Here is a 26,233-nt window from a genome sequence, read left to right on the forward strand (position 1 = left end):
TAAAAAAAGGGCAGTGAGAGGTTATCCACCTACCAACCACCCTTTTCATTTAATTCATGAATTATGTTCGAAACTATTAAGCGGAAGTTTCTTCGCCTTGGTTAGCTTCGATAACAGCGTCAGCCATTTTACCTGTCAGCAATTTAACAGCGCGAATCGCGTCGTCATTACCTGGGATAACATAATCGATCTCGTCTGGATCGCAGTTAGTATCAACGATACCAACGATTGGGATACCCAATTTGCGAGCTTCAGCAACAGCGATACGCTCTTTGCGTGGATCGATGATGAACAGGGCGCTTGGCAGGCCTTTCATATTTTTAATACCGCCCAAGAATTTCTCAAGACGATCTTTTTCTTTGCGAAGCAAGATAACTTCTTTTTTAGGCAATACAGCGAAAGTACCGTCTTCTTCCCAAGCTTCCAACTGTTTCAAACGATCAATACGTTTTTGAATAGTTGAGAAGTTAGTCAGGGTACCACCCAACCAACGTTGGTTAATGTAGAACTGACCAGCGCGTTCAGCTTCTTCTTTAACAGAATCTTGAGCTTGTTTTTTAGTACCAACGAAAAGAATAGTACCATTCTCGCCTGCGATTCCTTTAACAAAGTTGTAAGCCTCTTCGACTTTTTTCACTGTCTTTTGCAAGTCAATGATATAAATTCCGTTTCTTTCAGTGAAGATATAACGATCCATTTTTGGGTTCCAACGACGTGTTTGGTGACCGAAGTGTACCCCAGCTTCGAGAAGCTGCTTCATGGAGATTACTGCCATCTTCACACACCTCCTAGTATGGTTTTTATTGTGTCCTCCGCCGGCATCATTTTTCGCCAAGACTCTCCAATAAGGAAAGCACCCTTAACGAAATTAGCACATGCGTGTGTTTTAACACCGTTATTTAATATAGCACAATCGCCTAACCGTTGCAACTATCTTTCAAACAAAATACGATATTTTTAGCATATTATTCTGAACTATCCCAAGCCTTGATACAAGCAGAGATAGGAACAACGAATCGCAGTCAAATTAAAAATATAAAGAACCGTCCTGCCTGAAGGTCTCAGCGTGACGGTTCTTTGGTAATTTTGGCGATAATGGACTTAAAGCTTTCGCCCTTTTCTAGCGCATATGTGCCAACTTGTATTTTAGTGTTAATTCGTTCCGCACGGCCTGCTTGAATGAATGCTTCTGCATCTTCAACGATGCCCGATTTCTCCAGATTCTCTGCTACCATTGCCAAGCTGTTACCTGAACGGACTTTAAACGATACCGTAGCGCCTTTTGGCGTTACTGGAGTTGAGGGCTCTGTTGATTTGGGCTGATTAACCTGAGTCTGTTTGTCAGTAGATGTAGGCTTTTCAGGATTCGCAGGTGTGCTTGGCGTCTCTACTGTCTCCGTGTCCTTGGGAGGCTCTGCTGTAGTACCTTGTAGTTCACTGCTCTCCTGTGTTTTCTTCTGTACCCATTCTGTTTCCGTGAACAACTCTTCATCCGAGTCTACGAGTCTCATATCCAAGTTTTTCGCAGCCACTTCCAATTGTTCTTTCGTTAGATCTGCAACGACTTGATCGGTATCCAAAGCGTTATCAGATAATGCATTTTGCCCTACTGTAGCAAGCTGTAGCAAAACAGCTCCAATAATCATGCCACTTCCAAGTCCGATCCATAAGGAGCGCTTATCCATCCTCTAGCTCTCCTCCCGTTCTGCGAGTTGAAGTATTAATTGAACTTCCCCACGCTGTATACCTGTTTGCTTCGTAATTGCGTCGATTGACTTACCCTCTGCATACAAATTAAAGAGTTCTGCGTACCGAACTTTGATCGACTCTCCAACGGTTGGCGTTGCTTGATCGTGTGGCTGATTTTTCAGTTCAGCAATTGACTCAGCTGCCTCCACTCTTACGCTCTCTACCAGCCCTTGAGCCTGAAGTCCGTTCGTACTGTTTACCGTAGACAGATGGGAAACTGAGTTCGGCTCAACCGCTTTGCTCTGTTCTAATTGCTCAAGACGTTGTTGCATCTCTTCCAGTTGCAACTGCATACGCTGATCCGCAGCTGTAGCCTCCCCCTTCATTTCAGCAACACGCTGAATGAGGGCATCATTATCGTTTTCCATCTCAGTCATATAGTGTTCAAGCGTGGATTCCATCTCCTGCACCAGTTGATTCCCGTGCTCCTGTGACTTGTCTTTCTTAGGCATAATCAAGGCATATGCAATTGCACAGGCACCTAATATGACAATAATAATCCATGGTGACAAATTCGGTTCTCTCCTTTTGATGCAGCAGTTGATGCGCAAGACTTCTTCTCTATGCAAGTTTCCACTCATGTTTTACTTCGTTATCCAAAGCAAAACTATGGTGCTTCTTCTCCTGAGATACGTTATAAGGAAAAATCAATATGTTTTCCTTTGTACGGGTGTTCAGCCGGTTTAACATTCTCTTGATTCTCAGAAGATTCTGGTGTCTGTGAACCATTTTTCTGCTCTGAATCATGACTATGATTATCACGCAATGCAGCGTTAGATGTTTCATCCATCGCTTCACTTCGATGCCTGGCCGCCTCAGCTTCCTTGGCTGTTTGTTCTGCGAGCAAACTCTGGTCGATGACCGGCCGCTGTTGATATTCATTTTGATAACGACCGGCCTCACTCGTCCTTGGTACGGCAATCTGCAACTCAACCGCTTTGAAACTCATACGCTCACCTCACGGTTTCGAATGGATTCTTGATCTGCTTGAATGCTGTACTTACACGTAAGGAACCATCGAAATATCACCATCATGATAATAAAATGAAATTCTACTCACTGGATCTTTAATAAATTTGGTGTATCTGCCGATAACTATTTTAGAGCCACCATAAATCATCTTGAGAATGTCTACACGAGCCCTACTCGTATCCTCAAGTGCCTTTTCGATTTCAAAGATTCGTGTCTTTGTTTCTTCATTAAGACGCATGGATGATTTCTGTGTGGCTGTCAGTTTAATTCGCATGGACATTTTATCAGGACTTAGTTGTCCTGCTGCTGCCAGTTGGTCCAATAGAGTCAGAGCTTTCTTCGTTTTATCCAACGAATCCATCTGTTCTCGTATGACTTTGCGGAGATCGTTCAATTCATTACGTAGTCTAGGCAGAACACCAACTTCAATGGAAGTAACGGTAGACATGCTATTACCCACAATACGTGCTGATACCTTTTCACCAGCTTGAATAGAGCCACCAACAATAAGCCCTTTTGTCCCAGCACAGATTACTTCTCTGCCTGCACGAATATTAGAATGCATAATACTTTGTGAAACGAGGACATCTTCACCGGCATCCACGTTGCCTTCTTGAATAAAACTACACTTAACGTTATGCCCAGCATGTACAAGCCCTTTGTTATATCCGATTATCCCACCCGTGATTTCGACCGAGCCACCTGCTTCTAACTCGGCACCTTCGACACCACCAACAACCCGGATATCACCAGCAGCTTTCACCTTAAAGCCGGTTAGGACATTACCGCGTATAACCACTGTACCGACAAAATCAATGTTTCCGATGTTATAGTCCACATCACCATTAATTTCATATACGGGGAATACATTTAGTTTATTGCCTTCTGTTTTGGTAACCAACCCATCCAGTGCAGCATACATTGCGGTTCCATCTGGATTAACAACTACATTTTTCCCAACTTTAAAACGCGCTTCCTTACCAGGGCGAAAAGGGATTTCAACATCCGTTACTGCCCTACCTACTATGCCATCCATAGGAGGAATTCGTTCTGCAATAATCTGACCTGCTCGAACATTATTAAGGCGTGTCACTTCTTTGTAATCCACCGTACCATCTTCCGATTCCTGTGGTCGACGCTCATTGGAATCGTCCATGCCTACGAATACCTTGATGTATCCATCTTCGCCCGCTACAGCAGCAATGCCCTCGGCAATTTTACACTGATTATTGAGATAGGTTTCCGGATGACTTGCGAATGAAAGCAATGCCTCTCGTAAAATACCATACTTGATCCCTTTACTATCAATATATTGCTCGAGTTCATCTAAAGTGAAGGTAAAGCCCTCTTCCAATTTGGAAACTTCAAGGTAGGCCGTGCTTTTATCTTCCGATAAAATAATGCTCAAGCATTGTTCCAAAGCAATTCGCTGTGTCAATGCAGTTCTTCCTCCTTTTAGACTTTCCACTCCCTATAATCCAGCATAACTCTCTCTATTAATCTTTACGTAGTAATAGATCCTTCTGTTTATCTAACGTTCCTCTAAGTCTTAAGATTGCCTTAGAGTGAAGCTGGGAAATCCGTGATGGAGACAAGGACATAACCTCGGCAATCTCGCTAAGAGACAGATCTTCATAATACAAAAGGGAAACCACGGTGCGCTCTTTAACAGTCAGCTTCTCAAGACCCTGTACCAAGGCTTCTTTTAAATAAAACTCATTGACCTTATAATCAGGATTTTTCGCCTTTTCGTCAACCATTAAAGATAGACGTGTCTCGGATTCTTCTTCTCGAATAGGGTCTTCAAGTGAGCAAAGTGACATCACCGCAACCTCCTGAAGCATGTGTTGGAAATCCTTTGTAGACACATCCAGATACGCACTCATCTCTTCATCACTTACGGATCTTAGATACGATTGTTCCAGTTGCTGATAAGCGTCTTCGATACGTTTTGCTTTCTCCCTCACGGAACGTGGGACCCAGTCCCCTTGTCTTAGTCCATCAAGTATCGCACCCCGAACACGCCAAGAAGCGTAGGTTTCAAACTGGAGCCCTCGTTCATAATCGAACTTTTCCAACGCATCTATTAATCCCATAACACCATTGCTTTCCAAATCATCTTTGGGAACGTTTTTGGGCAATCCGACTGCTAGTCGTCCAGATACATAATTGACAATATGAAGATACTTCTCGATTAAGTTTTTCTTGGCTTCAAGATCTCCATGTTCCTTCCACTTTTCCCACAGATCTGCATGGTTCAAATGTGAAGCTTTACGCTCGTTCAATTGATTTCACCCTCCTTATTTGTCTGTCAGGTGACGAACGGCCTGCGCCAATTCTTCCGGCTCTTTGGTCCGAACGAGTTTAGGCGGATCCAATGGGGCAAAACCCGTTGGAGCTTTCGTCTCAGATGGCGGAAGATCTTCCCCGGAGGAGGCGTTCTGTCCGTTTTTGAGCAAATCGTTTAGCTCTTGACCATCGTCTTCGAGTTTAATGTCCACCTGTGAACCTCTTAATTCTTGACCGTTTAGGGGATCATAATCGAATCCCTTGCTATCTAAGGATGGAGTCAGCAGCAATCCCAATCCCCAGCGTAGTGCATAAGCAAGGGCAAACCAGGCTACAAATCCGATTAACCCGCGAATTAAACTGGTCATCAACACATTGCTGCTGTAAGCTACAAAAAAAGTCAGAATAAATCCGACTATGCCTGCTCCAAGATTAATGCGGTAGTTTCCTATCATATTGGTTATAGTTCCTTTACACCCATTTGTACACTTCTAATAGTTAAAAGTCCAGTCTCACAGTCCATTTCAATAGTTCGTCCATAGTTGCCGCCCGTATCTTCAGCCAGAAGAGGAATACCGAGCTTTTGTAACCATTCCCGACAAGAATCAGCATTTCGCGGTCCAATGCGCATCGTGTCACCAGCTCCCGAAAAAGCAAACATCTGTGACCCTCCCGCCATTTTGGACACGATACGTGATTGAGAAGCGCCGAGCTTAACCATCTTCTCCAATAACTCAGGCAATGCCGTATCCGCATATTTGGCTCTATTCAAATTCCCCTCACGGGCAATATCTGAAGTAGGGAGCATGACATGCGCCATTCCGGCCAGCTTCAATTGTGGGTCATACATTGTTAAGCCCACGCATGAACCAAGGCCAGTCGTACGGATTATGCCAGGAAGATGAGCAATATTCAAATCCGCCATACCGACTTTAACGACGCTTTTATCTTCAATCATGATCTAGCGGCACTCCTAATGATTCGAATATCTTTGCAAATGATGTCGGATCGGGAATGAGGAAGAACTGACCTTCTACTTCATCTTGTCCTTCAAAGAACGATGTGTCAATCAGCAATGCAGCATCGCCCATTTCACCAAATTGCAATAGACCATAACTGAGAATGGCACCTGCCATATCAATGGCAAGTCCTGGAACCGTTGGATACATGGACAGTTTCGTGAAATCTGCAAGTGAAGATAAATATGACCCAGCCAATATGTTTCCAATCTCGGACAGAGCAGATTGTTCCATATCTGTGAAGTCAAACCCTTCCCTGAAGTCAAAACCAGCAAGACGATTAAGCAACATCTTAGCTGCTTCAGGTGTCATCATGAAAAACAGATTACCTGGTGCTTCGCCTTCTACACGTAAGAAAACAGTAACGACGATTCGTTCATCTCCGCCCACTTTCTCAGAAACTTCTTCAAAAGGAAGCATTTGTACCGTTGGAACGCCCATGTCAATCGGTCTATTAAGGAGCTGGGACAACGCCGTTGCGGCGTTGCCTGCTCCTATGTTACCGACCTCTTTGAGCACATCCATCTGGAATCCCTCAAATCGGTTGAATAGTTCCACGGAGTTATCCCTCGACACTTTCCAGCTGAACGACTTCGCTTTTATTTAAGACTTCATGCAGGTTCAACATGATTAGCAAACGTTCATTTTCAAGCTTCGCTACACCACGGAGATATCTAGCCTTAACCCCACCAACCACTTCAGGCGGGCTATCGATAGAACTGCTCTTAATATCAATAACATCATTAGCAGCGTCAACGATAAAGCCTACTTGCATATCGCCTACACCTACAATGACAATACGTGTTTGATCGGTATATTCCGTTTCTGGCAATGAGAAGCGACCACGCAAATCAATAACTGGGATAACAACCCCGCGTAGATTGATAACCCCTTTAACAAAAGAGAATGTTTTTGGGACACGTGTAATTGGCATCATGCGCTCAATCGTCTGAACTCTCTCAACTTCAATGCCGTATTCTTCTGATCCTAACTTAAAGACGATAACTTTCAACTCTTCTTCCATGTAAAAAACCTCCCTATTAGATGTAGAGCTTAAACATAATTGGTTTATTTGATGAATGCGTTAGGATCAACAATCAGAGCGACTTGTCCATCTCCAAGGATCGTTGCTCCTGAAATGCCTTCAATCGCAGGAAGATAAGTTCCCATCGATTTGAGGACAATCTCGCTTTGTCCAATGAATTCCTCAACAGAAACGGCTGCAAGTCGATCTCCTTTGCGGATAACAACAATTTCCGTTTCTTTCTCTTCTGCATCATTGAAGTCTGGTACAGAGAACACTTCATTTAATGAGAGATATGGAATCAATGACTCACGGAACGTAATCATTTTGTTGCCATGAATATTGCGAACTTGTTCACGTTGCACAATGGCTGTCTCTACAATGGAGGACAATGGAATAGCATATTTCTCTGAACCCACTCGTACAAGCATTGCTGCAATAATGGATAAGGTCAATGGAAGTTGAACAGAGAAGTTCGTTCCTTTTCCAGGTGTGGAGTGAATGGTTACATTTCCGCCAAGGGAAGTGATTTTTGATTTAACAACGTCCAATCCAACTCCACGTCCAGAAATATCGGAGATCACATCAGCCGTACTGAAACCAGGTGCGAACAACAGTTGATTGACTTCATCGTCACTCATTTTGGCACCTTGTTCTTCTGTAACAACACCTCTGGAAATGGCTGTTTTCAACAGTTTCTCACGATAGATCCCTTTACCATCATCTTCAATCTCAATGAATACATGGTTACCGCTATGGAATGCACGCAGGTTTACGGTTCCCATCTCTGGTTTACCTGCCGCTACACGTTCTGCAATCGACTCAACACCATGGTCAACTGCGTTACGCAACAAGTGCACCAACGGGTCGCCAATCTCATCAATAACAGTACGATCCAATTCTGTTTCGGCACCAGTAATCACTAAATCGATTTTTTTATCTAGTGTTTTTGCTAGGTCACGAATCATACGAGGGAACCGGTTAAATACCGTATCCACAGGAACCATCCGCAGCTTCAGTACAATATTTTGCAAGTCTGTGCTGACTCTGCTCAGGTGAGCGACCGTATCCGACAGGTCATTGTTTCCGGTCTCACTAGCCAACTGTTCTAGTCGTGAACGGTCGATCAACAACTCACTGAACAGATTCATAAGTACATCCAGTCGTTCAATATCTACACGAATTGTGCGTGAAGGAGCTGCCGCTTGCTTCGGTGCCGCTGCTTTAGTTTCGGCAGGCTTCGCTTCTGCTTTAGGTGGAGCTTCTTTCACCTGGGATGCCGCAATTGCATCGTTTACAGCAACGACTTCAGCTTCGGCTGCAACGGCTGCCTGGTTCGTCATCTGCTCCAGTGTTTCTTGATCCAACTGAATCACTTTTGCACTTTCAATTTCAGATATACTTAAAATTCCTTGTTCAAGTTCCTGCGCTTCTTTGGTTGTTATGTAATATAACGAGAAATTGCGCTCAAACTTCTCTTGTTCGATATCCTGAACGGATGGGAATGCTTTTACAACCTCACCGGAGCGTTCTAACAGGTCAAACACCATGTAAGCACGTACGCCTTTTAATTGGCTATGTTCACTTACTAGCACCTCAATGTAGAATACACGATGTCCTTCAGCAATGGATTGATCCAGTACTGAATATTGGAACTCATCCAGTTGCACTGCAGCTAAGGTTTCAGGAACCGTCGTTTGAACTACGGCTGCTGCTGACGCATCGCCTCCAGTCCATTCGCCACTTTCAATCGCCTGAAGTGAAGTAACGATTGCGGAGACATCCGCTTTACCTTCTCCACCATTTGTAATATCCTGAACCATTGTTTCGAGCGCATCTAAACTTTTAAATAGCGTGTCAAAGATAAAATCTTGCATTTTCAACTTCTCATTACGCACCATATCTAACACATTCTCCATCTTGTGTGTCAGTGATGCCAAATCTTCAAAGCCCATTGTTGCAGCCATACCCTTCAGGGTATGAGCTGAACGGAATATAACCTGAACGATTCCTAAATCCTCCGGGTTACCTTCGAGTTGTAGCATGTTTTCATTAAGCGACTGCAGATGATCATTAGACTCATCAATAAACATGGATAAATATTGGTTCATGTCCATTGTGAGGCACCTCCTCCATGAGTTTCACTCCATTTATTTCACAGCTTGAACAAGTTTTGGCGCAATCTCCTGCAAAGGCAGGAGATGCCGTACGCATTGCAGCTCTACAGCAGAACGCGGCATTCCATATACAACACATGTTTCTTCATTCTCGGCAAACGTTGAAGTGACACCTGATTCGTATAATTTCTTCATCATACGAGCCCCGTCACTTCCCATCCCAGTCAGTAAGACCAAATGACGCTGCAGCGATGTGTGCGGCAAAAGAGATTCAAACATCGTATCGACTGATGGTCTATGGCCATTAACCGGATGTTCCTCTGAAAGCTTCAGAATGAATTTGCCATCCGACGTTCTGTTTACTTTGATGTGATATCCGCCAGGAGCAATATATGCTGTTCCTTTTTTCAGAATCATTCCTTCTTCGGCTTCAACCACATGAAGTGGACTGAACGTATTTAATCGCTGGGCAAGTGATCTGGTGAAATTGGGTGGCATGTGCTGCACAATAATCACAGGAGCCGGAAGATCAGCAGGCAACTGCTCTAGCAACGTTTTGAGAGCCCTTGGCCCACCTGTTGAGCACCCAATCGCTACAAGCTTGTTAAATCCAACCTCCAAGGACGGTACACCTCGTTGCATAGGAGCTACTCGACTTTCAGGTGTATTCCCCGAGATAGACGTAGCAGCCACTTGGTCGGCCGCCACACGTTGGATACGTGCAGATCGGATTTCCTTGGTCGGTGCAGCAGGCTTGTTCGGTCTCAACTCTTTAATTTCTTTAGGTTCAAGCTTGCGATCTGAACTCTTAGAAACCTCTGTCTTTTGTTCCACACGTGCTGGCTTTTGACTCAGTAGCGGTGTGTTCTTCGGTATAACTTTGGACTGAACAGAGGGAGTTTGTTCACTGCTCGCTCGTTTTTCAAGTTTTGCAGGTTCTATTTTTTTCTGGTCAAGTTCCCTACGCGACGGTACAGCGGCTACATCCCGCTGTATTCGCTGAGATTGATTCATCAGGTTACCCTGAGCCTCCTCTCGTTTCTGCAGGGACGCCTCACGGTTCGCTTTTCGTGCAACCTCATTCATTGCTGCTCTCATACGCTCAACCAATGCTTTCCCTACCTGGGCAATATCTTGATCATGCGATATAGATGGCTTACGAATAAAGTCAAATGCCCCAGCCTCCAGAGCCATAATGGTCTCTTTCATGCCTTGTTCATTAATACCCGATAACATAATAACTGGAACATACGACAGCTTCATGATACCCTGCAATGCATCAAGACCGTTCATCTCAGGCATCTCAACATCCATAGTTATAATATCGGGCTTTACATCCAATACTTTTTGAATAGCTTCTTTCCCGTTTGCTGCTGTTGCTGCCACCTTGAATTCCGAATCCGCTTCAATTAAATCTGAAACAATCTTACGCATAAAAGCGGAATCATCGACAACCAATACTTGATACACCGCCATGTTGTTCACCCCTGTTTCCTTTTTTCAGAAATCACGTTGTCTTCTTAAGCCACTTTCTCATAAATCCTCTGATTCCTGTCAAGGTTTCGGATCCGGTTGTAGTAGGTACAGCCAAATAACGAAGAGCAAGTCGCGTTATGTCTCTTGATGCCTTGGTATTTGGGAATGCTAGGCTAAAAGGCACCTGCCTTTTAACCGCCTTTACCACCTGGATATCTTCTGAGATGTACCCTAGAAGTGGGATATCCGTCTGCAAAAAACGCTTTGCTACTCCAGCTATCTTCTCTGCCACTCGCTGCGCCTCTTGTTCGTCTTCCACCCGGTTAACGATCATTCGAAAGGGTGTAGCATTTTCTTGGCCATGCATAACTTTAACTAAAGCATAAGCATCGGTTATTGAGGTCGGTTCAGGTGTGGTTACGATTAAGCATTCATCAGCAGCACCAATAAATTTCATATTTTCTCTTGAGAGTCCGGCTCCTGTATCAAAGATCACGTAATCCATTTCCTGGGCAATCTCTTCTACTTGTTGTGCAAAAAACTCAAGATCTCGGTCAGACAACGAAAACAATTCTTTCATTCCTGAACCACCTGCGATATATGGCAGACCACCTGCACCAAGCTGGATAATTTCCTGAATGGATTTTTGTCGATACAATAAATGATACAGATTATAGGGAGAAGAAGTTCCCATCAATATGTCAATATTAGCCATCCCTATATCTGCATCAAAAACGAGTACTTTCCTTCCTAAGGATTGCAAGGCCAGCGCGAAATTCAAAGTGAAATTTGATTTTCCAACTCCACCTTTTCCACTGGCAATGGTAATAATTTTGGAGGAACGTTTCGCTGAATCGACTCCGTTTATACCATCTCGGGAAGGAACCATGCTTCTGAGTGAGGCTGCCTGGTCTTTCATTATGCTCGCTCTCCCAACAATTGTTTCGTGAGCGCGCTCGCCTCAGGTTTCAGCAGATCATCAGGAACATTTTGTCCATTCGTGACATACGCGAGTTTTAGCGGGAACTGATATAACAGGTTAAACATGGATCCACAACTGCCTGTTTCGTCCATCTTCGTGAAAATCACCTTGTCCAAACCATACTTGCTAAAGTGTTCTGTGATCTGAACCATATCTGTACTTTTGGATGTCATGCTCATAACCAAAAAGGTTTCACTGTTCTCAACCGGAGCCAATAGGCTTTGTAACTCGGAAACTAGTAGCTCGTTCCGATAATTTCTTCCGGCCGTGTCCATAAAGATCAGATCACATTCCTGTAGTCGAGATATGGCTCGCTGAGTATCACCGGGAGATTGTACCACTTCAAGTGGAACATTCAAGATAGAAGCATACGTTCTAAGTTGCTCCACTGCTGATATCCGGTAAGTGTCGGAAGTGATGAATCCAACTTTTCGATGGTTCTTAAACATCTGCTCTGCAGCCAACTTGGCAATGGTGGTTGTTTTCCCTACTCCCGTGGGTCCAGCTACATACACGATTCGAGTGGTAGAAAGAATACCTTCAGCGATACGATCTTTCAAGAAATGAGTGATTTCTTGTTCAATGGCATCATGAATGTTATCTTCATTCAACTCGTTCTCCGTGATTTGTCGCTGTACAACTTCAATCCAAGATTCCGATACATCTGCCCAAACTTCTTGCGTGTTCAGACGATCTCTTACGACGCGAAGTTGTTCTGGTAAATTGTCTTCCGCGACTCCTAGTTTGGATATCTTGGACATCATCTGTTTCAGATCTTGCAGTTCAGACATCAGTTGTTGTTGATCTAAGTTATTGTCCTGCTGTATAGAGGGAGAGCTTGAACCCGAAAAATCCGCCCCTTCCGGTCGCGGTTTATAATCGAGGTTCAAATCAGATTTGCTCTTATCTGTGTTTGAATCAAGCTGACTCGATTCAAACACAGGATTAGCATCCGCACGTTCTTCAGTTAACGAATGATCGGTTAGCTTAGAAGCTGGGGCATCTGAAGCCTTATCAAACGTACGAGCTGTTTGACGGTAGGCTTCAGGAACAAAAGCCCGTGGTACAGGTGCAAACTGAGGTTGAGTTTTCTTCTTCGCTTCTTTTTTCTCTTCCTTATCAACTGCAGCTACAACTTCAATCCTCTTTTTGCGAAACATACCGAGTACCCCGCCTACCTTAATCTCTTTGGTAGACAAGATAACGGCATCACTTCCCAAGTCTTTACGAATTTGAAGCATCGCTTCGGGCATGGTCTCAACAACGTATTGTTTTACTCTCATAAGTTCACCACCCCGACACTTTGGATTTCAACATTCGGTTCCAACTCGCTATAGGAAAGCACCGGTATGTCCTGCATAGTACGTTCAATCACTTGCCGCAAGTACATCCGAATCGTTGGAGATGTTAATACTACTGGTTGCTGACCTGACTGGATCAATCGATTCACCTGTTCTGTCAGCTTTTGATAGACACTCTGTGTAGAAACTGGATCTAACGCAAGATAGCTACCTTGATCCGATTGTTGTACAGACTCTGCAATCTTTTTCTCCAAGCCAGGCCCGACCGTGATGACTCTTAACGTCTCACCTTTTTGCGAGAACTGCTGCGTAATCTGACGTGAGAGCGATTGTCTTACATACTCAGTCAGAACGTCTGGATCTTTGGTATACGTACCATAATCAGCTAGTGTCTCAAAGATGGTAACCATGTCTCGTATGGATATTTTCTCGCGCAATAGTTTGGCAAGTACTTTTTGAACATCACCAATAGCTAGAACGGAAGGAATCAATTCATCCACAAGAGCAGCATAATTTTCTCTGAGATTATCTACAAGAGCTTTCGTTTCTTGTCTGCCAAGCAATTCATGTGCGTGTTTCTTAATCAATTCCGTCAAATGTGTTGCTACTACCGAGGGAGGATCAACGACTGTATAACCAGCAAGCTCTGCTCTGTCTTTGGTCAGCTCGTCAATCCACAAAGCTGGAAGTCCAAAGGCAGGCTCTGTCGTCTCAATACCGGTTACAGATTCTTCTTCATACCCTGGGCTCATCGCCAAGTAATGATTCAGAAGCAGCTCACCACCACCCACAACATTACCTTTGATTTTGATCACATATTCGTTAGGTCTTAATTGAATGTTGTCTCGAATACGAATGACAGGAACCACTAAACCCAGTTCAAGCGCACACTGTCTACGAATCATAATAATTCGATCCAACAAATCTCCACCTTGCTGATTATCAGCAAGTGGAATCAATCCATACCCGAATTCAAACTCGATCGGATCCACTTGAAGAAGGTTAATCACACTCTCAGGGCTTCTAACTTCTTCGATCTGTTGCTCCTCCTCCAACTGCTCTTCAGCCACTTGCTTGGATTTCAGCGTATTCTGCATCTTCCAGGCGGTAAAAGCAAGTAAAGCGGCTAAAGGTAATGTAGTAATAACATGAATTGGTGTGAAGAAGCCCAACATGGCAATGACAAAAGCTACAATATAAATGAGCGTCGGGTATGTAAATAATTGCCCCGTAATATCATCCGCAAGATTTCCTTCTGATGACGCTCGTGTAACAATCAGACCGGCAGCCGTTGAGATAAGAAGCGCAGGAATTTGACTTACCAGACCATCCCCGATGGTCAACACGGAGTAAGTAGAAAGTGCATCGCCAAAGGCCATTCCGTGTACGGTCATTCCGATAATAAATCCGCCAATGAGATTGATAATGAGGATAATGATACTCGCAATCGCATCCCCTTTAACGAATTTACTTGCTCCATCCATAGCTCCGTAAAAGTCAGCTTCTCGTTCAATCTTAGTACGACGTTCACGGGCTTGCTGCTCGTTAATTAGACCTGCATTCAAATCCGCATCAATACTCATTTGTTTACCAGGCATCGCATCGAGAGTAAAACGAGCTGCAACCTCAGCTACACGCTCGGAACCCTTTGTGATAACGATAAACTGAACTACAACAAGGATCAGGAACACGATAAATCCTATCGCAATCTGTCCACCCGCAATCCAGCTACCGAAGGTCGCTACGACCGATCCCGCATCCCCTTCACCAAGGATCAATTTGGTTGTTGAGATATTCAGCGCTAGTCGAAACAACGTTGTAATCAACAACATCGCCGGGAAGATCGAGAACTGGAGTGCTTCTTTGCTGTTCATTGCAACGAGTAAAATCATGAGCGCAATTGAGATGTTGATAACGAGTAGCATGTCCAACAACCAGGTTGGGATCGGGAGAATCATCATCAATACGATGCCGATGATACCCGCAAGGACAGCAATATCTTTAGTTTTCAATGAATGTACGGCCTCCGATCCCCTTTTATTTCGTTCTGCCCTTTAATTTATATACATAAGCCAGCACTTCGGCTACCGCTTGAAACAAATCAGCAGGTATGGCGTCTCCAATCTCAGCTCTCTGGAACAACGCCCGTGCCAGCGGCTTGTTTTCCATCGTAATGACGCCGTTTTCTTTGGCTATTTCTTTGATACGCAAGGCGACGTAGTCCTGACCTTTGGCAATGATCTGAGGTGCCTCCATCTCTGATCCCTCATACTTCAGAGCGACCGCAAAGTGAGTTGGGTTTGTGATGATTACATCAGCATTCGGAACTTCCTGCATCATGCGCTGCATAGCCATACGACGCTGGCGCTCTCGAATTTTACCCTTGATCAGTGGGTCACCTTCCATTTTTTTATACTCATCCTTGATGTCCTGTTTAGACATCCGAATGTTTTTCTCATAATCATACTTTTGATACATGTAGTCGAAAATCGCAAGAATCATAAGCGCTACTGCAATTTTCACGCCTAAACTTAATGTTATCGAAGCTGCAAAGTGTAAAATAGCATCCACAGAAAAATGTGAAAGTGAAGCAATGTCTGACTGGTAACTGATAATAGTGCTGTACACGAGATAACCAATAATCGACATTTTCAATACGGATTTAGCGAATTCCACTACTGAACGCAATGAAAAAATATTTTTGAAGCCTTTGATTGGATCGAGCTTTTCAAGCTTTGGCTTAAGCCCTTCTCCTACAAGTAAAAACCCAACCTGCATATAGTTTACAATCAGAGCAATAAGGGCAACCCCCAGCAACACAGGAGCAAGTAACAACATAACCTCGATGCCATAACGCATCATGAGCGCCATTACATTCTCACCAGTGATTTGCATGCTTAGCCGGTTAATGAAGATGTCCGTAAAAAGCCTAACCATGCGTTCCTTATAAAAGTCACTAAAAAACATAAAGATCAAAAAGGTGAACAGGAGAATCGCGGCACCGGATAACTCCATACTTTTGACGACCTGTCCCTTTTTGCGTGTTTCCTGCCTCTTATTCGGCGTTGCCTTTTCAGTCTTTTCTCCTGCAAACAACTGGAGGTCGAGTTGATATTTCATTTGGGTCTTGTCCTCCATTTCACTCAGCCCGGCCTCTGTCCAATGGTCCCAAGCAATTTTTCCATGGATCTGAACATTACTTCGAACAATTGACTAAATACAAAGGAAAAACTCGGAACCAGTAAAAGCAAAATAGCAATCCCGACAAGTACCTTAAGCGGCATACCAACAGCAAACACGTTGAATTGAGGAGCTGTTTTAGCTAGAAAGCCTAAACCTACGTCTGTCAAGAACAAAGCAACGACAATCGGTGCAGACATCTGAAATGCAAGCATAAATGTCTCGCCCAACGTTCGTACTAGAAATTCTGCTATACTTCCATCTGCCAAACGAATATAAAATGCATTGGATAACGGTATCCAACGATAACTGTATACGATCGCATCTAGCAAGTAGTGATGACCATTCATCGTCAGAAATAACAGCATGGCAAATGCGTACTTGAAGTTACCCGTAAGTGGTGCGGAAGCACCAGTCATTGGATCATAAACGTTCGCCATGGCAAATCCAATCTGAAAATCAATAAACGCTCCTGCTGTCTGTACAGCAGTCATAATAAGATACGCTACGAAACCCAGCAACAGGCCTATGAGAATTTCTCTAATGACCAGTAGAATGTAACTTAGATCTGTAGGAACCTCTTGATTAATGCCATACACCAAGTACACGGTTAACGTGACAAATGCCGAAATTCCAATTTTAAACGTATTAGGCACATTTCGAGCTGAAAAGACAGGTGCTGTTACAAAAAATGATGCAATTCGACAAAACATAAGCAGAGCGACAGGATAACTTTGCAACAATGTCTCCATCTGCAAAAGCCTAACCTATATATCTGTATAAATTATCGAGTATGTTGTACGTGAAGTCGACCAATATATTCAATATCCATGGTCCAAACAATAGTACTGCTAATAATACGGCAACAATTTTTGGCACAAAAGCCAAGGTCTGTTCCTGAATCTGAGTTGTCGCTTGAAATATGCTGATCATTAGACCTACAACCAGAGCAAGTATAAGCATGGGTGCGCTGGCCAACAGTGCTGTATAAACTGCTTTCCCGGCCAGACCGATAATAAATTCCGAAGTCATGACCGTCCTCCTTTACTTTTCCGGCTCAAGTATTAAAACTCAGCAACAGTGACTTCACCACCAGATACCATCCATCCACGAGGACAAATAATAGTATTTTGAAAGGTAATGAGATCATAACCGGCGGAAGCATCATCATCCCCATAGCCATCAGTGTACTAGCTACAACAATGTCTATGACCAGAAACGGAATGAAAATCATAAATCCCATCTGGAATGCTGTCTTTAATTCACTGATTGCATATGCCGGCACCATAACAGTGAGCGGTATATCTTGATACGAACTAGGCTGTTCGGTTTGATTGTATTTCATAAAAAGCAATAGGTCCTTCTCCCTAGTGTGGGAGAACATAAATTTCTTTATCGGGTCTGCTGCCTTTTCTAATGCCTCGGTTTGCGTAATTTCTCCTTCAAGATAGGGCTGAAGTGCTACCTGATTAATCGAAGACAATGTCGGTGACATGATGAATAATGTCAAAAAGAGCGCTAACCCGACAAGCACCTGATTGGGTGGCATTTGCTGTGTCCCCAAGGAAGTTCGCACAAAACCGAGAACGATAACAATTCGGGTAAAACTGGTCATCAGTACCAGTAATGCCGGTGCGATACTCAGTACCGTAATTAATAAGATGAGCGATAATGAGCTTGTACTTGGTGCTCCCCCATCCCCATTTCCGATTTGAATATCAATATTCGGTATCGGTTCGGCAAAGGCGACTGTTACGGACGCCAGGCTGATCAGCCCCATCAAACAACATGCTAGCCAAATCTTTTTCTTCATGAATCCCTCGACCGATCTGTAGTATTGTCTTCTTCTTTAAGTAGCTTCTCCATCTTCTCTTTTCGGTTAGGCATCTGCCGAAGTTTAGATTCAAACAATTCGTGAAAAGAGGTTGTATCTTCTAGCTCTATTTCCCGTGGTGGTTCTTCTTTGCGGAAACGAGCAGTTAGCTTGTTGATGAGAGGAGAGAGGCTTCCATTTGGTGAAGAAGCTTCTCGTTCAAACGAATCAATGATTCGCTGCGCCTCATCCAGATCAGAAATTTTATCTACAAGTTGAATATCATCACCTACACCAAGTAGATAAACGTTACCGCCAATTTCAATAATCTGTAGTGATTTGTTAGGCCCTAGCCCAACTCCGCCTAAAATCCGGACTGTGCCGTTACGAAACCACTGCTGATTCCGTTTGTTGAGAAAACGAATCAAGTAGACGATAAGGGCTAGGATGACGGCCAGGACAACAATCACCCAAACAAGCTGCAAATAATAATTCGTACCCGCCATTGGATTTCCATCCTGAGCCATCATCATATCTCTTACACGCCCAGTGTTTTGCTGATCGCTTCAATAACGCGGTCGGACTGGAATGGCTTAACGATGAAATCTTTGGCTCCTGCTTGAATTGCATCGATTACCATAGCTTGTTGTCCCATTGCAGAGCACATAATCACTTTGGCATTGCCATCAATTTTTTTGATTTCTTTCAGAGCCGCGATTCCATCCATCTCAGGCATGGTGATATCCATCGTGATCAGATCAGGACGAAGTTCCTTAAATTTCTCAATTGCTTGTGCTCCATCCTGAGCCTCGCCAACGACCTCATATCCGTTTTTGGACAAAATGTCCCGGATCATCATTCTCATAAATGCAGCGTCGTCCACGACTAAAATTCGGTTTGCCATCTTGATTCAAGTCCTCCCTAAATTGTGCTTATTGTAATTTCTGAATTCGGTCCCATTGGCTTACGATATCTATAACACGAACACCAAAGTTTTCGTCGATAACGACAACTTCTCCCTTGGCAATCAGCTTGTTATTAACTAAAATATCGACAGGTTCGCCGGCTAGTTTATCCAGCTCGACAATTGAACCCTGTGATAGTTCCAATATATCCTTAATTTGCTTTTGGGTCCTTCCTAATTCTACGGTGACTTTAAGGGGAATGTCCATCAATAAATTCAAATTGTTTTCATCAACCTGACTGTATGCGCCATTTTGCAAATTAGCAAACTGTACAGGCTGTACGTTTACATTCCTATTCGGTACACCGCCGTAATGCTGTGGTTCACCATAATGCGGCTGTGGTGGCATAGCATATGGTTGCTGTGGTGGCATTCCATATGGTTGCTGTGGCGGCATTCCCTGAGGCATTCCTTGCGGCATCCCCATTGGTGCTTGTCCATAACTGTTATAATCCTGGGCTGGTGGCTGCGGTGCCGCCTGTGGGGGCATCTGCTGCTGTACCGGTGGTTGTGGTGGAGCTGCCGCCGGTGCCGGTGCCTGAGGTTCTGGCGTCTGGACAGGCTCTGGTGCTGCTGGAGCAGGTGTATTCGCTGTAGACTCCTGTGCACCGCCAATCAACAATTCAACCATGTGCTTCGCGAAATGAACGGGAAGCAGTTGCATTAGATTGGAATCAATCAGATCACCAATCAACAACCGGAAGGATACTTGAATAAGTGTCTCATCTTCTGGAAGGTTGCTTACACCCTCACCACTTTCCATGTTGAGAATATCAATCCCTGGAGGAGAAATATTCACGAAACGATTAAATATCGTAGACATGGATGTAGCAGAAGAGCCCATCATCTGATTCATAGCTTCCTGCACAGCGCTGATGTGAATTTCGTTCAATTCCTCATCCGCTGGGTTGCCCTCGCCTCCAAGCATTAAGTCAGCAATAACCTGAGCATCGCGTTTTTTAATAACGAGCGAGTTAATGCCTTCAAATCCATCTACATAGTTCACATGGACGGCCACATGAGGCTTAGGAAATGCCTCCTCAAACCGTGATCGGCTTATAACCGATACTTTAGGTGTTGTGATATCCACTTTGAGTCCCAACAAGGTGGACAAGGCTGTAGCTGCACTACCAAATGTGATATTACCAATTTCGCCCAGAGCATCTTGTTCCAGTTCGGTCAAAAAATCATCAACCGTCTTCTCTGCTGGCTCAGAGCTGCTGATCGATTCAGATTGCCTGAGCAAAGCATCGATCTCATCCTGGGATAAATAATCCTTACTCGTCAAATTCTTCAACTCCTTCGGTGACAATCTCGTCTATTTGTATAGCCACACGGTCTTTAATCGTTCCCGGACTTCCCATATACTTCAGCCTGTCGCCAACTTTAATGGATAAACCTTCCTCAACTGGTTTGTTTAACGTAATGACGTCCCCTACCGATAGACCCAAAAATTCTGAAATCGAAATTCTGGACTCTCCGAGTTCAGCAACCACTGGCAATTTAGCCTTATTGACACGTTCCCTGAGGGCTTCGTACTCTTCCGGAGCTCTGGTCTTTTTCTCGGAAACAAACCATTGATGCGTAGACAGACGTGACATAATGGGTTCAAGAACGACATGCGGGATACACAAATTGATCATGCCTGTTGTGTCACCGATTTTAGTGCTCAGTGAGATCAGTGCAATCGTTTCATTGGGTGATACAATCTGCATGAATTGTGGGTTAGTCTCCAACGCTTCCAACCTTGGTGAAATATCTAGCACCGTTTTCCATGCTTCCTGCAAGCTTTCAAATGCCCGGCTAAATATCCGCTCCATAATGGTTGTCTCAATTTCAGTCATTGAGGCTATTTTGGTTGGTGCACTGCCCGTTCCACCAAGCAGCCGATCCAACATTGCATAACCAACGTTAGGATGTACCTCCATGACCATTCGACCTTGCAAAGGCTCGGCCTCAAATATGTTTAATATGGTCATTTTTGGTATCGAACGGATAAATTCATCATAAGGCAATTGTTCAACCTGAACGACATTGATCTGAACGAACGTCCGCAGTTGGGCTGAAAAATAAGTGGTGAGAAAGCGTGCAAAGTTTTCGTGAATCCGGGTCAAACTTCGAATGTGATCCTTTGAAAAGCGCACTGCCCGCTTAAAATCGTAAGATCTAATTTTCTTCTGAGTTTCTTCCTTTTTCAATTCCTCAGCATCCATCTCACCTGAGGAAAGTGCTGCTAATAGGGCATCAATCTCATTTTGTGATAATACATCCACCATGTTCTCACCCCCTTACAGGTTTACAGCGTGTTCTGTTCATATTACATAGATACCAATAAGAAATCAGTGAAGCTAGTACTGCTCAACTTCGGTTCTGGTAAGGCAGTATTGATTAATTCTGTAAGCTTGGTGTTAAAATCAGAACGGCCTTTAGCTGTTTTTAATTCTTCTGGTTGTGTATCCGCTAGGGTCTGAATAATAATCGGTTTTACAGTGATTTCTTTGATCTTCTCAAAATCTTCTTTAGATTTAGCATCTGCTAGCTCAAAGGATAACTTCGCTTGTAAAATGTGGTTTGTATCTGCTAGATTCGTTTTTATGTCTGTAATTTCTGATGTTACTTCGACAATCTCATCTGCAGTCTTCTTCTTCTCTACTACAGCAGCAGACTTATGTGCATCAGCGTTGTTCCCGTTCTGAGTTTGCATAAACACAAACACAACCACCGCAATGAGTGTTATAGCAAGCAGGCTCATTGCAATCCAGGGCATCATCTTTTTCATCAGGATTCCTCCGTTTGTTGCACTTTGATGGTGGCCGCCTGAACCCCAATTTCACGGTTGTATTCTTTAATTTTGGAAATGACTTCATCCGCCTTTTCCAGCACAATGAGTCTCTTTCCTGTGACAAGAGTTATATACGTGTCTGGCGTCTCTTCAACAATCTCCACCATCAACGCATTCAACCACATGGGAGAACCATTTAACCGCGTCACCGAAATCATGCTAAGCCCCCTTATTCGGCGTGGGGGAACTCACTCCCCCACACAATTAAAAAACTGCTAAACCGTTATTAACGTTTCAGGTTAACAACTTCTTGAAGCACTTCATCCGATGTGGTAATGATTCTTGAGTTCGCCTGGAATCCACGTTGAGCCACAATCATCTCTGTAAATTCACCTGTCAAGTCCACGTTAGACATTTCAAGCTGACCTGCGATGATCGCACCAGTTCCATCTTCAGCACTGTTGGCTGTCAGTGGATCAAGCGCACCATCCGGATTCGCATTGGCAGTCATACGGTACAAGTTGCCTCCAATTTTCTCCAAACCTTCTGGATTGACTACTTTACCAATACCAAGCTGTGCACCAGCCTCAATCGTGCCATCAGCCATCGTCTGATTGATCGTTCCATCCTGACCAATTGTGAAGGAAACAACATCATCTCCAAGGGTAATGTTACCACCCCCATTGTCCAGTACAAACAATCCATCAGAAGTTAACAGGTTGCGTGCAGCATCAATGTGGAAATCACCAGCACGAGTCAAATACGGAACCTCTTGATCCTCACTGAGGCGTACCAAGAAGAATCCATCCCCGTTAATCCGCAAATCTGTAGGATTGTTTGTTGTCATCGGGCTACCTGCCAAGTGCAATGTATCAATTGAACCAATCGATACTCCAAGTCCGATTTGTTTCGCGTTCACCCCACCAGTCGCATCTCCTGGAGCAGTTACCCCAGCTGTCGTTTGGCTCATAATATCTTTGAACATAACGCGGCTACCTTTAAAACCAACCGTATTCACGTTCGCAATATTATTACCGATAACATCTAGCTTTGTTTGAAAACCCCGCATCCCGGAAACGCCTGAGTACATTGATTTCAACATTTTAAAAAAGCCTCCCAGCCATAAATTGGTTTACCGCATCAATCGGTCAGCGGCATTCCGGCTCCCGAGAAGGGCCAGCCGGTTAAGAAATAATGACAGCACTATCAATTTGAGTGAATACGTTGTTCTTCATACTTTCACTATCCATGGCAGTTACGACGGTGCGATTTTTGACGTTTACGATAAAAGCTAGATCCTGCATCAAGATAAGAGACTCTTTGGCTCCCTTTGCAGCAGCCTTGTCTAGCGCAGTACCAATTTGCTGCATTTGCTCACTTTTCAGCTCGATGCCGCGTTGTTCCAATCTCTTTGCAGCGTGATTACTTAATTTCAGAAGATTATCTTCCAACACCTGGGCAAAGGGGCGCTCTGGCATTGTGGATAAATCCCCTTGCTTGGATCGACTCAACAAATTCGGTGTGTTTATCCCTGTGTATAACTGCCCAACCGTTATGCGATCACTCATAATAAGTTCTCGCTGTCATCCGTTGGCTCGTTTGCTTCTGGATTAACTGGGTTTTCATTCGTGTCTGTCACGATATCCGTATTGTTTTGAACCTGAGGTTCACTTTGCTCCGGTTGGTTCAGATCACTTGATTCTGGTTCCTTCGGATTAGTTACCTGAATAATCTCATCCAGCTTGATTTCGTCATTGCCCACTTTAGCGTAATGTACACCATCTCGAACAACGATGGAATCTACAATGCCCTGACGAAGCGTTCCGTTATCTGCTTTATTAGAAGAAAGCCAACTGATCTCTCGACCAATCATGCCAGACACAGCACCTAGGGATTGGTTCAAAGTCTTGAGTTGTGATGAAATGTTAACCAATTGTTCAACCGAACTGAACTGTGCCATCTGAGCGATAAACTCTTTATCCTCCATTGGCTGCATCGGATCTTGGTTCTGAAGCTGAGTTATCAAAATTTTGAGAAACTGATCCTTCCCTAACTCCTTTGTTGCAGCACTTGTCGTTGCTTTATTCGCTGCCGAGTAGTTAGGCCAGGTATTGTTGGTTGAAACGATTTCATTAGCCATATATTCACCTCATTTCTATTAAGCTTCTGCCGTAAATGAATCCCGTTTAAGCTCCTGACCCTCTACTTGTTCGCTGCGCCAGTTACGTAATTCTTCTTGAATCCCTGCTGCCGTTATAGCTTCATCGGATTGCTCTTCACGCTCACGCGAACGACGTTGCTGCTGGGAGTTACTTCCTGACTGACGTCCACCGTCCTGATACATTTGAGATCCCAGTGAGCTGTTCTGTGTTACTTCAAGTCGTTCTACTTGAATACCTTGGGCTTGAAGTGAACTACGTAGCTGCATCATCTGCTGTTCAAGCATATCTCTCGCCATGGTATGTTCTGTCATAAAACGAGCAACTAATTGTCCGTTCTGTAACGTGATCTGAACATCCAACTTACCTAAATGCTCCGGACGAAGTGAAATCGTCGCTTCAGAGAATCCATTCTTCTGAACAATATCCAACTTGTTCACAACGAATTGTGTCATTTCTTTAGCAAACTGTGATGCTTGCATCACGGGCTCCGCTGGTTTAGCTGCAGACGTACCTGAAGTGCGCATGGATAACTCACCAGCTGTGATTACAGTCGAATGATCTAACTCTACATCTGTGCTCGCTGATACTGAAGCATTCGTTCCTGTCTCCGTTGTCACATGATTACCTTTACCTGCTGCAGAAGCAATAAGAAGTTGAGAGATTACTGCATCTTGCTTATTCAGAGCTTGTCCTGTACTCGCTTGAGTAACTTGAACATTCTGTTCCTTCATGGAGACTAGGGTATCCACAATTGATTTCAGATCTGACCATCCCTTACTACCACTTAAATCCACGCCTGAGTTCTGTAAATGGTTCTGTAGATTCTGAAGGAGATTCTTAAACTCACTCGTGTTTTTATTAAGGCTACCATCTGGACTAACCAAGTTTGTTGCCATTTGTGTAAGAGCATCCTGCAACACAAAACGAGCTGCTGCCGGGTGTTCCGTCAGGTTAATAGCTGGTACGACTTTCAATGCCTCTGGAGCCGCATCCGTATCCGCCGCAGTTCCCATCTCTTGCTCTGTACCATCAGCGATCTGTGCGTACATCTGCTGAATAAAGGTCTGGAGCTCTGCAAGGAGTGATGGATCTTGCTCAATTGCATCATCTAAAGCTTCCAAGTCGCTGAACAAAGAATTAAGTATATCTGCTAACGAGGTTTGCTCTCCTTCTTCGCTAGATACCAAAGCTATACCAAGTGGATTAACACCCAACATCCCGGATCCTGCCACATTGCTTCCTTCTGTAGCTCCCCCGTTCAAGGATGCTGCGAGGGTTTGCATAAATTCTCCCCCTGGTGCCGCAGTAGCTCCCTTTGCTTGGGTTCCTGTCGTTGAAGTCGTTGTCGTTGCTTTCGATGCGGATGCTGTAGTCATCTGATATACGATCGACATATGTTCTCACCTCCTTTCAAATGTTCAAAAACATGTTAAAAAGATGATGCTCCGGCTACTTATTTCCCATCAGTCTGTTTAAAATTTTGGCCGTTTCCACTGAATTCTCGGTGGACATATTTTCAAGCAATTGCGAACGAGTGGCATCATCCACTGAATTCAAAATGGTTAATGTTTTATCCGGACTGAGTTTGTATGTTTCGAGCAGTAGTTTCGCACCACTTGAAGCTGACATACTTGCAAACGTTTGACTCAGTTGGTTTTTATCTAGATTCTTTGAGGTAGTTGTAGCCGCTGCCGTTGTTGTTGCTTCTTTATTCAATCTAGATTGCAGTGCATCAATGGCCAAATCGCCAGATGGTTTGGCATCCTTCATCATCATGGTCACATCTGCAGCCGTTTTGGGATCCATCTTCTCAAGCACTCTAGTCCGAGATGTAGATTGCATTGCGCTCAGCAGAAGCACCATTTCTTCATTCGTCATGTTTTGCAAAATCGGTGCTGCTTTACTTGGACTCATGTCTGCGTACATTTTAGCCAAATCTTTGATTTGTTTTTGGTAATCAGACTCTGTCTCAGGAGTGGTCTGTACAGCCGTTTCTGCAGCTTGCTCAGCTTCGTCCAATTTCTTTTGCAAATTGCTAGCTTTCTGTGTTTCTGTAGCCGTAGCATCCTTAGCTGCTTGAAGCTCCGTTTCCTTCGCAGCAACTTGAGATTTAAGCTTTTCGATTGTCGCTTCAGCGCTTTCCACTTGCTTCTCGCTCTTCTCAAGCTTTTCTTTCTCTGGATCTAACACTGGCTCAGGTACCCAGTCCTTGACAACTGGAATTTTATTAGCAAAATCAAGCAAGTTATTGCGAATGTCTACATTAAATAGGGTGAGTAGTACCCCAAGCAGTACAACGGTGAATACAATTGGAATGGAGATCATCAGAAACTTCTCCCAACCACCGCTTGACTCTTTTTCCATGTCCTCTGTGTCTTTTACAGCCATCGTTTATTCCTCCCT

At 44.0% G+C, this 26,233-nt stretch carries 30 protein-coding genes; all 30 read right to left on the reverse strand.

From position 1 onward, the window contains the following. Positions 1-76: 76 nt before the first annotated feature. The 30 genes from rpsB to MH215_RS07975 all read right to left on the reverse strand — a co-directional run bounded on the left by rpsB (position 77) and on the right by MH215_RS07975 (position 26,218). A complete protein-coding gene (gene rpsB, locus MH215_RS07830) occupies positions 77-775 on the reverse strand; it encodes a 30S ribosomal protein S2 (RefSeq protein WP_024630243.1) in 699 nt (232 codons plus the stop codon). 286 nt (positions 776-1,061) lie between these two features. Next, entirely contained in the window at positions 1,062-1,685 is a 624-nt protein-coding gene (locus MH215_RS07835) for an endolytic transglycosylase MltG (protein ID WP_239289510.1), read from the reverse strand. Positions 1,686-1,688: 3 nt separating this feature from the next. Next, positions 1,689-2,261 (reverse strand): hypothetical protein, encoded by a 573-nt coding sequence (locus MH215_RS07840; protein ID WP_239289512.1) that lies wholly within the window; start codon positions 2,259-2,261, stop codon positions 1,689-1,691. Between the two features lie 122 nt (positions 2,262-2,383). Then, complete coding sequence (locus tag MH215_RS07845) at positions 2,384-2,698, reverse strand: hypothetical protein (RefSeq protein ID WP_239289514.1); 315 nt, start codon at positions 2,696-2,698, stop codon at positions 2,384-2,386. 51 nt (positions 2,699-2,749) lie between these two features. Continuing rightward, positions 2,750-4,159, reverse strand: coding sequence for a DUF342 domain-containing protein (locus tag MH215_RS07850; protein ID WP_239289515.1), 1,410 nt, complete (start codon positions 4,157-4,159; stop codon positions 2,750-2,752). Positions 4,160-4,217: 58 nt separating this feature from the next. Then, positions 4,218-5,006, reverse strand: coding sequence for a FliA/WhiG family RNA polymerase sigma factor (locus MH215_RS07855; RefSeq protein ID WP_056700634.1), 789 nt, complete (start codon positions 5,004-5,006; stop codon positions 4,218-4,220). Between the two features lie 15 nt (positions 5,007-5,021). Further along, on the reverse strand, positions 5,022-5,465 hold the full coding sequence (locus MH215_RS07860; protein ID WP_056700631.1) for a hypothetical protein: 444 nt from the start codon (positions 5,463-5,465) through the stop codon (positions 5,022-5,024). A 5-nt stretch (positions 5,466-5,470) separates the two neighbouring features. Beyond that, positions 5,471-5,968: a chemotaxis protein CheD gene (locus MH215_RS07865; RefSeq protein ID WP_128101415.1), complete on the reverse strand. Its 498-nt coding sequence runs from the start codon at positions 5,966-5,968 to the stop codon at positions 5,471-5,473. Continuing rightward, positions 5,961-6,554 carry a chemotaxis protein CheC gene (locus tag MH215_RS07870; RefSeq protein WP_239289884.1) on the reverse strand — a complete coding sequence of 198 codons (594 nt, stop codon included), beginning with the start codon at positions 6,552-6,554 and terminating at the stop codon, positions 5,961-5,963. Before MH215_RS07870 ends, MH215_RS07865 begins: the two co-directional genes overlap by 8 nt. Before the next feature lie 37 nt (positions 6,555-6,591). Further along, positions 6,592-7,053, reverse strand: coding sequence for a chemotaxis protein CheW (locus MH215_RS07875; protein WP_056700626.1), 462 nt, complete (start codon positions 7,051-7,053; stop codon positions 6,592-6,594). Positions 7,054-7,097: 44 nt separating this feature from the next. After that, positions 7,098-9,170 (reverse strand): chemotaxis protein CheA, encoded by a 2,073-nt coding sequence (locus MH215_RS07880; RefSeq protein WP_239289516.1) that lies wholly within the window; start codon positions 9,168-9,170, stop codon positions 7,098-7,100. A gap of 33 nt (positions 9,171-9,203) precedes the next feature. Then, the gene (gene cheB, locus MH215_RS07885; protein ID WP_239289517.1) at positions 9,204-10,646 is read right to left on the reverse strand and encodes a chemotaxis-specific protein-glutamate methyltransferase CheB; all 1,443 of its coding nucleotides are present in this window, start codon (positions 10,644-10,646) and stop codon (positions 9,204-9,206) included. A gap of 31 nt (positions 10,647-10,677) precedes the next feature. Then, positions 10,678-11,565, reverse strand: a complete 888-nt coding sequence (locus MH215_RS07890) for a MinD/ParA family protein (protein WP_239289518.1) — start codon at positions 11,563-11,565, stop codon at positions 10,678-10,680. Then, the gene (gene flhF / locus MH215_RS07895) at positions 11,565-12,911 is read right to left on the reverse strand and encodes a flagellar biosynthesis GTPase FlhF (RefSeq protein WP_239289519.1); all 1,347 of its coding nucleotides are present in this window, start codon (positions 12,909-12,911) and stop codon (positions 11,565-11,567) included. The genes MH215_RS07890 and flhF overlap by 1 nt, the downstream gene beginning before the upstream one ends. Then, positions 12,908-14,941, reverse strand: coding sequence for a flagellar biosynthesis protein FlhA (flhA, locus tag MH215_RS07900; RefSeq protein WP_056700617.1), 2,034 nt, complete (start codon positions 14,939-14,941; stop codon positions 12,908-12,910). The genes flhF and flhA overlap by 4 nt, the downstream gene beginning before the upstream one ends. Before the next feature lie 25 nt (positions 14,942-14,966). Further along, positions 14,967-16,049: a flagellar biosynthesis protein FlhB gene (gene flhB / locus MH215_RS07905; RefSeq protein ID WP_200956181.1), complete on the reverse strand. Its 1,083-nt coding sequence runs from the start codon at positions 16,047-16,049 to the stop codon at positions 14,967-14,969. A gap of 23 nt (positions 16,050-16,072) precedes the next feature. Continuing rightward, positions 16,073-16,861, reverse strand: coding sequence for a flagellar biosynthetic protein FliR (fliR, locus tag MH215_RS07910; RefSeq protein ID WP_239289520.1), 789 nt, complete (start codon positions 16,859-16,861; stop codon positions 16,073-16,075). Between the two features lie 10 nt (positions 16,862-16,871). Then, complete coding sequence (gene fliQ / locus MH215_RS07915; RefSeq protein WP_056700610.1) at positions 16,872-17,141, reverse strand: flagellar biosynthesis protein FliQ; 270 nt, start codon at positions 17,139-17,141, stop codon at positions 16,872-16,874. Positions 17,142-17,166: 25 nt separating this feature from the next. Beyond that, positions 17,167-17,922, reverse strand: coding sequence for a flagellar type III secretion system pore protein FliP (gene fliP, locus MH215_RS07920; RefSeq protein WP_056700608.1), 756 nt, complete (start codon positions 17,920-17,922; stop codon positions 17,167-17,169). After that, a complete protein-coding gene (locus MH215_RS07925) occupies positions 17,919-18,455 on the reverse strand; it encodes a flagellar biosynthetic protein FliO (RefSeq protein WP_481857426.1) in 537 nt (178 codons plus the stop codon). Before MH215_RS07925 ends, fliP begins: the two co-directional genes overlap by 4 nt. A gap of 5 nt (positions 18,456-18,460) precedes the next feature. Next, complete coding sequence (locus MH215_RS07930) at positions 18,461-18,826, reverse strand: response regulator (RefSeq protein WP_128101407.1); 366 nt, start codon at positions 18,824-18,826, stop codon at positions 18,461-18,463. 28 nt (positions 18,827-18,854) lie between these two features. After that, positions 18,855-20,174, reverse strand: coding sequence for a flagellar motor switch phosphatase FliY (fliY, locus tag MH215_RS07935; protein WP_239289521.1), 1,320 nt, complete (start codon positions 20,172-20,174; stop codon positions 18,855-18,857). Continuing rightward, positions 20,164-21,162, reverse strand: a complete 999-nt coding sequence (fliM, locus tag MH215_RS07940; RefSeq protein ID WP_239289522.1) for a flagellar motor switch protein FliM — start codon at positions 21,160-21,162, stop codon at positions 20,164-20,166. The genes fliY and fliM overlap by 11 nt, the downstream gene beginning before the upstream one ends. Positions 21,163-21,203: 41 nt before the next feature. Beyond that, a complete protein-coding gene (locus MH215_RS07945; protein WP_239289523.1) occupies positions 21,204-21,665 on the reverse strand; it encodes a flagellar basal body-associated FliL family protein in 462 nt (153 codons plus the stop codon). Beyond that, a complete protein-coding gene (locus tag MH215_RS07950; RefSeq protein WP_056700597.1) occupies positions 21,665-21,886 on the reverse strand; it encodes a flagellar FlbD family protein in 222 nt (73 codons plus the stop codon). Before MH215_RS07950 ends, MH215_RS07945 begins: the two co-directional genes overlap by 1 nt. Before the next feature lie 68 nt (positions 21,887-21,954). Beyond that, complete coding sequence (gene flgG / locus MH215_RS07955) at positions 21,955-22,770, reverse strand: flagellar basal body rod protein FlgG (RefSeq protein WP_239289524.1); 816 nt, start codon at positions 22,768-22,770, stop codon at positions 21,955-21,957. An 82-nt stretch (positions 22,771-22,852) separates the two neighbouring features. Next, the gene (locus MH215_RS07960) at positions 22,853-23,236 is read right to left on the reverse strand and encodes a TIGR02530 family flagellar biosynthesis protein (protein ID WP_239289526.1); all 384 of its coding nucleotides are present in this window, start codon (positions 23,234-23,236) and stop codon (positions 22,853-22,855) included. Then, positions 23,233-23,808 (reverse strand): flagellar hook capping FlgD N-terminal domain-containing protein, encoded by a 576-nt coding sequence (locus tag MH215_RS07965; RefSeq protein WP_239289528.1) that lies wholly within the window; start codon positions 23,806-23,808, stop codon positions 23,233-23,235. Before MH215_RS07965 ends, MH215_RS07960 begins: the two co-directional genes overlap by 4 nt. A gap of 18 nt (positions 23,809-23,826) precedes the next feature. After that, the gene (locus tag MH215_RS07970; protein ID WP_239289530.1) at positions 23,827-25,224 is read right to left on the reverse strand and encodes a flagellar hook-length control protein FliK; all 1,398 of its coding nucleotides are present in this window, start codon (positions 25,222-25,224) and stop codon (positions 23,827-23,829) included. Between the two features lie 55 nt (positions 25,225-25,279). Continuing rightward, positions 25,280-26,218, reverse strand: coding sequence for a MotE family protein (locus MH215_RS07975; RefSeq protein ID WP_056700587.1), 939 nt, complete (start codon positions 26,216-26,218; stop codon positions 25,280-25,282). Positions 26,219-26,233 lie beyond the last annotated feature (15 nt).

The sequence above is a fragment of the Paenibacillus sp. ACRSA genome (assembly GCF_022346845.1).
Taxonomy (GTDB): Bacteria; Bacillota; Bacilli; order Paenibacillales; family Paenibacillaceae; genus Paenibacillus.